Annotated in this window: 1 protein-coding gene; it reads left to right on the top strand. The window is 73.6% G+C overall.

Features of this window, described 5'->3' with window-relative positions; genetic code table 11:
- Window positions 1-12,510: type I polyketide synthase (locus tag AD72_RS26725; protein WP_037347443.1), on the top strand; the 12,510-nt coding region annotated here is incomplete at both ends.

Below are 12,510 nucleotides of genomic sequence, written 5' to 3'. Positions count from 1 at the left end.
GATCCTCGAACAACCACCCGAGGAGCGCCCGAAACCGGCGCCGCGCGCCACGGAACCGTTGACCTTCCGGCTTTCCGCGCACGACGACACGGCACTGCGTACCCTCGCCCGCCGCATCGCCCCGCTCGCCGGAGATCCCGCCGACCGTCCCGCGATCGCGGCCACCCTCGCGCACCGGCGCGCCGCCCTGCCCCGCCGCGCCGTCGTGCTCGGTGACCCCGCGGCGGGCCTTGCCGCCCTGGCCGCGGGCGAATCCACGGACCCGGTCCTCTCCGGCACCGCCCAGCCCGGCGGCACCGCGCTCGTGTTCGGCGGCCAGGGATCGCAGCGGCTCGGCATGGGCCGGGAACTGTGCGCGGAATCCGCCGTGTTCGCGGAAGCCTTCGAACAGGCCTGTGCCGCACTCGAGTCGCATGTGGACGGTTCGCTGAGAGACGTGGCCTGGGGCGCGGACGCGGAAGCGCTCGCCGACACGGGCTGGGCACAACCCGCCCTGTTCGCCTTCCACCTCGCCGCCTACCACCTGGCGCGGTCCTGGGGCCTGGCCCCGGAGGTCCTGCTCGGCCATTCGGTCGGGGAGATCGCGGCCGCGCAAATTTCGGGTGCGCTGTCCCTGGCGGATGCGGCGCGGCTGGTGACCGCACGCGCACAGGCGATGGCCCGGTTGCCGCGTGGTGGCGCGATGGTCGCGGTCTCCGGAGACCCGGAGCAGCTGACCAGGATGCTGGGCGGGCTGCCCGAAGGAGTCGGCGTGGCCGCGCGGAACAGCGCGACGAGCGTGGTGCTCTCCGGGGCGAGCGAAGCGGTGGAATCCGCGGTCGCCGGGGCCGGGCTGCGCAAGACCTGGCTGCGCACCAGTCACGCGTTCCACTCCCCGCTGATGGCCCCCGCCGCCGAAGAACTCGCCGCCGTGGTGGCCGAACTGGACTGGTCCGCCCCGCGGATCCCGGTGGTGTCCACGGTGACCGGCCGCGAGCTCGGTCCGCGGGACTGGGCCGATCCCGGCTACTGGGCGCGCCAGCTCACCGAACCCGTCCGCTTCGCCGAAGCCGTCAGCGAAGCGATCGCGCAGTACGATCCGGCCCGCTGGCTCGAACTCTCCCCGCTCGCCTCGCTGACCGGCCACATCCTGGGTGACCACCCGGAAAGCACCGCGGTCAGCCTCGGCCACCGCGAATTCGGGGAACCGGAAGCGGCCCGGCGCGCGGCCGGGAAACTCTGGGTTTCCGGCGCCGAGCTTCCGCAGGCGCCCGGAATCCCGGAGGACACCGGACCGATCGCGCTGCCCGGCTACCCGTTCACCCACCGCCGGTACTGGCCCGAACCCACGGAAGTCTCCGGGTCCGCTGTGGACGGTACGGCGCCTCGGATTCTCGAACACCGCTGGGAAATCGCCTGGCGGCCGACCGAACCGGCACTGGGCGCGCCGCGGAACCAGTGGATCGCGCTGACCCGCGAGAGCGAACCCTCGGGGCTCGCCGGGGAAGTCCTGCGTGCCCTCACCGAGGCCGGTGCCGAGGTCCGCACGCTCCCGGTGGACGGCGCCGACCCGGCAGCGCTCGCGCGGCGGATCTCCGAACTGCGCGGTGCTTCCGAGCCGGGCGGCCTGGTCTCCCTGCTCGGTCTCGAGGACGAGCCCGCGCTGCCGGACACCCTGAACATCGTGCGCGCCCTCGCCGAACTCGACGAGCCCCCGCTGTGGTGCCTGACGAAGAACGCGGTCGCCACCCGCCCCTCGGATCCCGCTCCCGCACCGGAATCGGCCGCGCTGTGGGGTTTCGGCCGGGTCGCCGCGCTCGAACAGCCCGCGCGCTGGGGCGGCCTGCTGGACCTGCCCGCCGATCCGGACGCCGAGACGCTGCACCGGGCGGTGTCCCTGCTCGCCGGGAACGGCGCCGAGGACCAGCTCGGACTGCGCCGTGGCGGCACGTTCGGACGACGGCTGCGCCGCGCGCAACACGGCCCGAAGGGTCCACTGTGGACTCCACGGGGCACGGTACTCATCACCGGGGGAACCGGGGGGATCGGCGCCTGGATCGCCCGGTGTGCCGCCCAGAACGGTGCCGCGGAACTGGTCCTGGCCAGCCGCCGCGGGCCCGAGGCACCCGGGATCGAGGCGCTCATCGCGGAACTGGCCGCACACGGAACAAGGGTGCGGGCGGTGGCCGTGGACCTGGCCGACCGCGCCGCCGTCGCCGAACTCCTCGACGGCACCGAGGAGCTGCGCGCGGTGGTGCACGCCGCCGGGCTCGGCGAGGCCCGCACCATCACCGATTCCGCGCCGTCCACCATGGCTCCGGTCCTGGCCGCGAAGGCGCACGGGGCGGCGATCCTCGACGAGCTCACCGCCGGGCGCGAACTCGACGCCTTCCTGCTCATCTCCTCGGTCGCCGGGGTATGGGGCTCGGCGGGCCAGCCCGCGTACGCCGCGGCGAACGCCTATCTCGACGCGCTCGCCGCGAACCGGCGCGCCAGGGGACTTCCCGCGACCTCGGTGGCCTGGGGACCCTGGCGGGACACCGGGCTCACCGAAGCCGACGGTGCGGTGGATCGCCTCGCCCGCCAGGGACTGCGCGCCTTCGAACCGGAGGAGGCCGCCGCCGCGCTGGCCGCCCTGGCCGGGGGCGCCGATCCCGCCCCGGTGCTCGCGGATGTGGAGCTCGCCCGGTTCACGGACGCGTTCACCCTCAACCGGCACAGCGCGCTGCTCGGGGAGCTCGCCCCGGCGCGGCAACAGGCCGCCGAACCGGGTGCCCCGCTCGCGGATGTGCCCCCGGAACGGCGTTCCGCGGTGCTGCTCGAACTGGTCCGCACGCGCGCGGCCGCGGTGCTCGGGCTGAGCGAGGCACCGGGTTCCCGCGCGGTGTTCCGCGACCTCGGCTTCGATTCGCTCACCGCCGTGGAACTGCGCAACACCCTCGCCGGGGAGACCGGCCTCGACCTGCCCGCCGCACTGGTCTTCGATCACCCGAGCCCGATCGAACTCGCGAAGTATCTGGAGAGCCGGGTCAGCTCGGACGCGGCATCGGCGCCCGCGGCGGCCACGGTCACCGGATCGACGGCGCCACTCGCGATCGTCGGCATGGCCTGCCGGTTCCCCGGCGGGGTCACCGATCCCGACGGCCTGTGGGACCTGGTCGACTCCGGCGCCGAGGGCATCGGTGAACTTCCCGCCGACCGGGGCTGGGATCCGGCGAGCCTGCCCGCGGTGCGCGGCGGATTCCTGCCCGATGCCGCGGAATTCGACGCGCCGTTCTTCGGGGTGGCCCCGCGCGAGGCGGCCGCGCTCGACCCGCAGCAGCGGCTCGTCCTGGAAACCGCGTGGGAGGCCGTGGAACGCGCCGGGGTCGACCCGAATGCCTTGCGTGGCAACCGGATCGGCGTCTACATCGGCGCGAGCGCTTCCGGGTACGGCGCCGGACTGTCCGAGGCGCCCGAGGAACTGGCCGGCCAGCTGCTCACCGGAACCGCGAGCAGCGTGATCGCCGGGCGGGTCTCGTACACCCTCGGCCTGCGCGGCCCCTCGCTCACCGTGGACACCGCGTGCTCCTCTTCGCTGGTCGCGCTGCACCTGGCGGCCGGGGCGATCCGCGCGGGGGAGTGCGAGTCCGCGCTCGTCGGCGGGGTCACCGTGATGGCCAGCCCGGCCGGATTCGTGGAGTTCGAACGGCAGGGCGGACTGTCCGCGGACGGCCGCTGCAAGTCCTTCGGCGCCGCGGCGGACGGAACCGGCTGGTCCGAGGGGGTCGGCGTGCTCCTGGTGCAGCCACTGGACACCGCGCTCGCGCAGGGGCGCAGGGTGCTCGCCGTGCTGCGCGGTTCCTCGGTCAACGCCGACGGTGCCTCCAACGGGCTCACCGCGCCGAACGGGCCCGCCCAGGAGGAGGTGCTGCGCGCCGCGCTCGCCGATGCGGGACTGCGCCCGGACGAGGTGGACGCGGTCGAGGCGCACGGCACCGGGACCGTACTCGGCGACCCGATCGAGGCCGAGGCGCTGCAGTCGGTGTACGGATCCGGGCGGGCGGAACCACTCTGGCTCGGCTCGCTGAAGTCGAACATCGGCCACACCCAGGCCGCGTCCGGGATCGGCGGCGTGATCAAGATGGTGCAGGCGCTGCGCCACGAACGACTGCCCGCCACCCTGCACGCCGATCCGGCGAGCCCGCACGTGGACTGGAACCGCGGCCTCGCGCTGCTCACCGAGGCGCGGCCGTGGCCGCACGGTACGCGTCCGCGCCGGGCGGGCGTCTCCGCCTTCGGGGTCAGCGGAACCAACGCGCATGTCGTGCTGGAATCCGCGGCACCGGAACCGGACGACGAACGGGAACCGGTCGATGCGGGCCCGCTTCCGTGGCCGTTCGCCGGTCGCACCCGTGCCGGGCGCGAAGCCACGGCCACCGCCTATGCCGCGCGGCTGCCGGAATCCCCGCACCGCCCGGTGGACCTCGCCTTCTCCCTGGCCACCACCCGGGCCGCGCACGAACACCGCGGGGTGGTACTCGCCGCGGACGCGGCCACGGCGGCAGAGGCCTTCGCCGCGGCCGCCGCGGGAACCGAACATCCGGGGCTGCTGCTCGGGGAGCCCACCTCGGGCGCCACCGCCATGCTGTTCTCCGGGCAGGGATCGCAGCGGCTCGGCATGGGTCGGGAACTGCTGGAGACCTCGCCGGTGTTCGCGGAGGCCTTCGCCCAGGTGTGCGAGCTGCTCGACCCGGAGCTCGACCGCCCGCTGCGCGAGGTCGTGTTCGGCACGGACGCTGAACTGCTCGCCAACACCGGCTGGGCGCAACCGGCGATCTTCGCGATCGAGATCGCCCTCGCCGCGCATGCCAGGGCGCACGGCATCGAACCCGATGTGGTGCTCGGCCACTCGATCGGCGCGCTGGCCGCCGCTCAGGTGGCCGGGGTGTTCGAGCTGCCGGACGCCTGCCGTCTGGTCGCCGCGCGGGCGCGCGCGATGCGCCGGTTGCCCGAGGGCGGGGCCATGCTCGCGGTGCGCGCCACCCCGCAGGAGGCGGCGGAATGGTTGCGTGGCGCGGAATCGAGCCTCGCCATCGCCGCGGTGAACGGTCCCCGTTCGGTGATCGTCTCCGGGGCGGCCGAGGCGGTCGAACGGATCCGGCTGCTGGCCACGGAGCAGGGGATCAGGGCGACCCCGCTGCGGGTCAGCCACGCCTTCCACTCCCCGCTGATGGACCCGGCGATGGCGGAGGTCGCCGAGGCACTGGCCACCGTGACCCTGCACGAACCGCGCATCCCGATGGTGTGCGACCGGCGCGGCAGGCTGGCCGAACCGGGTGAGCTCACCGATCCGGCCCACTGGGTGGCCCAGCTGCGCGAACCGGTCCGGTTCGCCGATGCGGTGCGCGCCTGCCGGGAGTTCGGGGTCACCCGCTGGCTCGAGGTCGGCCCGGACGCCACGCTGACCCCGCTGCTGCCCGAGATCCCCGAGGTCACCGGTCCCGCGGTGCCGATGCTGCGCAGGGACCAGTCCGAAACCGGTGCGGTGCTGCGCGCGGTGGCCACCCTGTACGTCAGTGGGGCGGACGTGGACTGGCATCCCGCGTTCGCCGGGTACCGGCCGCGCGTGGTGGATGTCCCGGTGACTCCGTTGCGCCGCAAGCGGTACTGGCTGGGTCCCGGGAATTCCAGCCCCGGGAATTCCCCGGGTTCCGCGGCGGGCACGGACACCGGACATCCGCTGCTGCCCCGGATGACGAACCTGGCCGGTGGGGGCACCGTCCTTTCCGGACGGCTCGATCCGGAAGCGGACAGCTGGCTCACCGAACACCGGATCAGCGGGGCGATGGTGCTGCCCACCGCCGCGTACCTGGAACTGTTCCTGGCCGCCGGGGAAACGCTCGGCTGCCTGCGGGTCGCCGAGGCCGTGATCGAGGCGCCGCTGTCCCTGGACGGGAACCGCGCGGCGGAGATCCAGATCGAGGCCGGTTCCGCCGACCTGTCCGGATTCCGCGAGGTGGCCTTCTACTCCCGCGCCGGGGACGGTTCGCCCTGGCAGCGGCACGCGCGCGGCAGGCTCGCCACCGCGGAGTGCGCGCCCGCCGCGGTTCCCGAGATCGCCGAGATCACCCGCACCGAGGACGAGATCGCGGCCACCTACGAACGCTGGTCGGCCGAGGGAACCGGCTACGGGACGAGTTTCCGCGCGGTGCGCCGGATCGGGCGCGCGGGCGAACTGGTCGTTGCCGAGCTCGCGCTGCCCGAGGACGATCGGACCATGGCCGACGCGCAGCGGTTCGGCATGCATCCGGCGCTGCTGGACGCCGTGCTGCAGGCGCTGGCGATGAGCAGTGCGGATGCCGAGCCGTTCCTGGTGTTCACCGCCGCCGAGCTGAGCCTGCACGCGGTGGGCGCGACCCGGCTGCGCGTGGCGATCGAACCGGGGCAGGGGCAGTCGGTTTCGGTGCACGCCGTGGATCCGGCGGGGGATCCGGTGCTCACCATCGGCACACTCGGACTGCGCCCGGCGAGCGCGGCAGCCGAACCCCCGCGGCAGGGCACCGAACCGAAAGCTACGGGGACCGGGCGTGCGCGCAGGCGGGCCGCGAGTACGACCGCGCCGGAAGCGAAGACCGAACCGGAAGCGAAGACCGGACCGGAATCCCGGTGGAGCGGCCGCGCGGGCGCGGAGGTCACGGCCGAACTGCTGGCCCTGATCCGGGCGCGCACCGCGACCGTGCTCGGCCTGGAGACCGCCGAGGATGTGAGCGCCACCCGCGCCTTCACCGAACTCGGGGTCAGCTCCATCGGCGCCGTGGAACTGCGGGACGGACTGGAACGCGATACCGGGGCGCGACTGCCCGCCACCCTGGTCTTCGACCACCCGAACCCGGAGGCGCTCGCGACCGTGTTGTGCGCGCTGCTCACCGAGACCGCCGGGCCGGAGCACACTCAGACCGCGCACCGGGCCGGGCTCGCCGAGGACCCGATCGTGATCGTGGGCACCGCCTGCCGCTATCCCGGCGGGGTCGGCACCCCCGAAGGGCTCTGGGACGTGGTCGCCGGTGGCGTGGACGCGATCGGACCGATGCCCGCCGATCGCGGCTGGGATCTGGATGCGCTCTACCATCCCGACCCCGATCACGAGGGCACCTGTTACACCAGGGAAGGCGGATTCCTGCGCGAGGCAGGCGAATTCGACGCCGCCTTCTTCGGGATCTCCCCGCGCGAGGCGCTGGCGATGGACCCGCAGCAGCGGCTGCTGCTGGAGACCTCCTGGGAGGCGATCGAACGGGCCGGGATCGATCCCGGCGCGCTGCGCGGCAGCGCGACCGGGGTGTTCGCCGGGATCACCTATCAGGACTATTCGGGGCTGCTGGCCCGGGCGGTCGAGGATGTCGAGGGCTATATCGGCACCGGAACCTCACCGAGCGTGCTCTCCGGGCGGGTGGCCTATCTGCTCGGCCTCGAGGGACCCGCGCTGAGTGTGGACACCGCCTGTTCCTCCTCCCTGGTGGCACTGCACCTCGCGGTGCGCGCGCTGCGGGACGGGGAATGCGAACTGGCACTGGCCGGTGGCGCGACCGTGATGGCCAGCCCCGGTTCGCTCATCGAGTTCAGCAGGCAGCGCGCACTCGCCGAGGACGGGCGCTGCAAACCGTTCGCCGCGGCTGCCGATGGGGCCAGCTGGGGCGAAGGGGTCGGTGTGGTGCTGCTCGAACGGCTCTCCGATGCGCGTCGCAACGGGCACCGGGTGCTCGCCACGGTCGCCGGTTCCGCGCTGAACTCCGACGGTGCCTCGAACGGGCTGACCGCGCCGAACGGGCCCGCGCAGCAGCGGGTGATCCGCGCGGCGCTCGCCTCGGCCGGGCTGCGCCCCGAGGACGTGGACGCGGTCGAGGCGCACGGAACCGGGACCACACTCGGGGATCCGATCGAGGCGCAGGCGCTGATCGCCGTCTACGGGCGGGACCGGGACCCGGAACGCCCGCTGTGGCTGGGTTCGCTGAAGTCGAACATCGGGCACAGTCAGGCTGCTGCCGGGGTCGGTGGCGTGATCAAGATGGTCGAGGCGCTGCGCAACGGCAGCCTGCCGCGCACACTGCACCTGGACGAGCCGAGCCCGCACGTGGACTGGTCCGGTGGCGGTGTCGCCCTGCTCGGCGAGGAAGTGGCCTGGCCGGCCGGGGAACGCGTGCGCCGCGCCGGAGTCTCCGCCTTCGGGATGAGCGGCACCAACGCGCACGTGATCCTCGAGGAGGCCCCCGCGGAGCAGGACTCGGCCGATCGGGCGGATCCGGGTGTTCCCGTACTGTCCGAGGGCCCGGTCGCCTGGACCTTCTCGGCCCGCTCGGCCGAAGCGCTCGCCACCCTCGCCGGGCGGCTCGCCCCGCTCGCCCGGTCCGGGGCCGATCCCGCCGGAGTGGCCGCGGTACTCGCCACCCGGCCGGGCGGAACCCATCGGGCCGCGGTGCTGCTCGACGAGCAGGCAGGTCAACGGTTGTCCGCGTTCGCGGCCACTCCGGAGGCCCCGCTCGACGGGCTCGTGCGGAACCTCGCCGGGGAGACCGCGCGGCCGGTGTTCGTGTTCCCGGGCCAGGGCGCGCAGTGGATCGGCATGGGTGCCCGGCTGTTCGACTGCTCCCCGGTGTTCCGCGAACGGCTGACCGAGTGCGCGGCGGCACTGGCCGAGGTGTCCGATGTGGACGTCGTGGATGTGTTGCGCGACAAGCGGGATCTCGAACACGTCGATGTGGTGCAGCCGGTTTCCTGGGCGGTGATGGTCGCCCTCGCCGCGGTCTGGCGCGCCGCGGGGGTCACGCCCGCGGTGGTGCTGGGGCACTCGCAGGGGGAGATCGCGGCGGCGGTGGTCGCCGGGGTTCTCTCGGTGCGCGACGGGGCCCGGGTCGTTGCCGGGCGCGCCCGCCTGCTGCGCGCCATCGCCGGGGACGGCGGGATGGGTTCGATCGCGCTCCCGGTGGACCAGGTGCGCGAGCGGATCGAGTCGGCCGGACTCGCGGTGGCGGCGGTCAACGGCCCGCGCACCACGGTGGTCTCCGGTCCGGCCGCGCCGCTGGACGAACTGCTGGCCGCGCTGTCCGCCGAAGGGGTGCGCACCAAGCGCATCGCGGTGGACTATGCCTCGCATTCGGCGGCCATGGACGCCCTGCGCGCGGACCTGCTCGCCGCCCTGGACACCGTCGAGCCCGCGGTCGGGACGGTGGACGGGATCCGGTGGTTCTCCACCGTGCATGGCGACTGGATGACCCCGGAACACGCCGATGCGGGGTACTGGTTCGCGAACCTGCGCGCCCCGGTCGGGTTCCATCCGGCGGTGGAATCCCTGCTGAGCCAAGGATTCCGCGCGATGATCGAGGTCGGCCCGCATCCGGTGCTGCTGCCCTCGATCGCCGAGGCGGCCGAAGCGGCGGGACTCCCGGAAACCGGCGCGGGTGCGGTCACCACGGTGGCCACGCTGCGCAGGGAGGCGGACAGCCCGGAGCAGCTGCGCACCGTGTTCGCGCAGGCCTGGGCGGCCGGTGTCGCGGTCGATCCGGCGGCCTTCGGCGCCGCGCGTGCCGGGACGGTGCACCCCAGCGCGGTACCGACCACCCCGTTCGCCCGCAGGCACTACTGGCCCGAGCTGGCCGCGGAACAGGCCGTGGGCGGGGAGACCGATGCCGCCTGGGCCGCCCCGCTCTGGGACGGGATCGAACGCTCCGATGTGGACGGTCTGGCCACCGAACTGGCCCTTGCCCCGAGCACCCCGTTCAGCGAAGTGGTTCCCGCGCTCGCGGCCTGGCGGGACCGCAGGAAACAGGGCTCCGAGATCGAGGGCTGGCGGTACCGGGCCGACTGGAAACCGCTCCCCGAACCGTCCACTGTGGAGTTCGGCGGAACCTGGCTCGTGGTGCGGATCGAGGGCGAACCGGACCCGGACGCCGGGCGGATCCCCGCCGCGCTGCGCGAGGCAGGTGCCACCGTGCTGGAACTGGAGATCGCCCCGGAGGGACGCGAAGCCATCGCCGGGGTTCTCGCCACGCAGCCTCGGCTGACCGGGGTACTCGCGCTGACCGGGCTCGCCGCGGGCACGCCCGCCGCGCACGATCCGGAACACCCCGCCACTCCGCGCGGGCTGACCGCCACGCTGAACCTGGTGCAGGCGCTCGGCGATGCGGGCGTGGACGCGCCACTGTGGACGCTCACCCGGGGCGCGGTCTCGGTGGGGCCCTCGAATCCCCTCGAACACCCGGAACCCGCGCTGCTGTGGGGATTCGGCAGGGTCGCCGCCCTGGAGCACGCGGATCGCTGGGGCGGACTGCTCGACCTGCCCGCGGGCGGGTTCGACGACCGTGCCGCGCGCAGGCTGTGCGCGATCCTGGCCGGTGCCGGTGATCTCGCCGGTGAGGACCAGCTCGCCCTGCGCGGCTCCGGGGTGTTCGGCAGGCGCCTCGCCAGGAACCCGCACGCGGGCGAACCGGTGCGGCGCTGGCGTCCACGGGGCACCGTGCTGGTCACCGGTGGCACCGGGGCGCTCGGCGGGCACCTGGCGCGCTGGCTCGCCGAGGGCGGCGCCGAGCACCTGGTACTGACCAGCAGGCGCGGACCGGACGCACCGGGTGCGGCCGCGCTGGCGCGGGAGCTCGAATCGCGCGGTGTGCGGGTGACCGTGGCCGCCTGCGATGTGGCCGACCGGGACTCGCTCGGCGCGCTGCTGGCCGAGATCGACGCGGGACCGCTACCCCTGCGCGCGGTCGTGCACGCCGCGGGCACCCTGGACGACGGTGTCGTGGAATCGCTGACCGCCGACCGGCTGGAACCGGTGCTGCGCGCCAAGGCGGGTGCCGCCGCGGTGCTCGACGAGCTAACCCGCGGCCGGGATCTGGACGCCTTCGTGCTGTTCTCCTCCACCTCGGGCACGATCGGCGGCCCCGGGCTCGGCAACTACGCGCCGGGCAACGCATTCCTGGACGCGCTCGCCACGATCCGCAGGAACAGCGGGGACACCGCGACCGCGGTCGCCTGGGGACACTGGGGCGGCGAGGGCGGAATGGGCCAGGGCGCGGTCGGGGAACGGTTGCGCCGCTTCGGTGTGCTGGACATGGCCCCCGAGACCGCATTGCGCGCGCTCGGCGAGATCCTGGACCACGACGAGACCACGGTCTCGGTGACCTCGCTCGACTGGGACCTGTTCGCGCCCGCCTTCACCGCGGGACGGTCCAGCGCGCTGCTCGCGGACCTGCCCGAGGCGGTCGCCGTGCTCGCCGCGGCCGCAGATGCGGCGGGCGATGCCGGAAAACCGTTGCTGTTCCGGCATCTCGAGGAGATCCCGCGCGCGGACTGGAAACGCGAACTCGGCACCGTGGTGCGCACCTATGCGGCCGCCGTGCTCGGGCACGCCGGACCGGAGGTGGTCGCCGAGGACGCCGCCTTCCGCGATCTCGGCTGTGATTCGCTGACCGCGGTCGAACTGCGCAATGCGCTCGGTAAGGCGGTGGGGATGCGGTTGCCCGCGACGCTGGTGTTCGATTACCCGACCCCGGTCGCGCTCGCCGAGTACCTGTACGAGCAGATCGCCGCGACCGCTGGGGAACCGGCCGCCGTCGCGGACAGCACCCCGGCACGGACCGCCGATCCCGGGGAACCCATCGCCGTGGTCGGTATGGGCTGCCGGTTCCCCGGTGGGGTGCGCGATCCGGAAGGGTTGTGGGAGCTGCTTTCCGAGGGTGTGGACGCGATCGGTCCGATGCCCGCCGACCGGGGGTGGGACCTCAAGGCGCTCTACGATCCGGACCCTGATCAGCGGGACACCAGCTATGCCGCCGAAGGCGGATTCCTGGACGCGGCAGGCGAATTCGATGCCGGGTTCTTCGGGATCTCGCCCCGTGAGGCGTTGGCGATGGATCCGCAGCAGCGGTTGTTGTTGGAGACTTCGTGGGAGGCGTTGGAGCGGTCGGGGATCGATCCGGGTGGTTTGCGTGGTTCGGCGACCGGGGTTTTCGTCGGCACCAACGGGCAGGACTACACCGGTCTGTTGGTGGCTTCCGGGGAGGATGTCGGTGGTTACATCGGAACCGGGAATGCCGCCTCGGTGGTCTCCGGCCGGGTGGCCTACTCGCTCGGTCTGGAGGGGCCCGCGGTGACGGTGGATACGGCGTGTTCGGCTTCGCTGGTCGCGCTGCACCAGGCGGCCGCCGCGCTGCGGTCCGGGGAATGCGATCTGGCGTTGGCCGGTGGGGTCACCGTGATGGCTACGCCGAGTTTGTTCCAGGAGTTCAGCCGTCAGCGTGGACTGGCGCCGGATGGCCGGTGCAAACCGTTCGCGGACGCCGCCGATGGTGCCGGATTCTCCGAGGGCGTCGGGATGCTCGTGCTCGCCAGGCTTTCCGAGGCCGAGGCCTCCGGGCGGCCGGTTTTGGCTGTGTTGCGGGGTTCTGCGGTGAATTCGGATGGTGCGTCGAATGGGTTGACGGCGCCGAATGGTCCTTCGCAGCAGCGGGTGATTCGTTCTGCGTTGGCGGTGTCGGGCCTGTCGACTGCGGATGTGGA

It is taken from the genome of Sciscionella sediminilitoris (genome assembly GCF_000737195.2).
Lineage (GTDB): Bacteria > Actinomycetota > Actinomycetes > Mycobacteriales > Pseudonocardiaceae > Sciscionella > Sciscionella sediminilitoris.
Note: the sequence above shows the minus strand (reverse complement) of the source record. Positions and strands in the feature narration are given on the sequence as shown.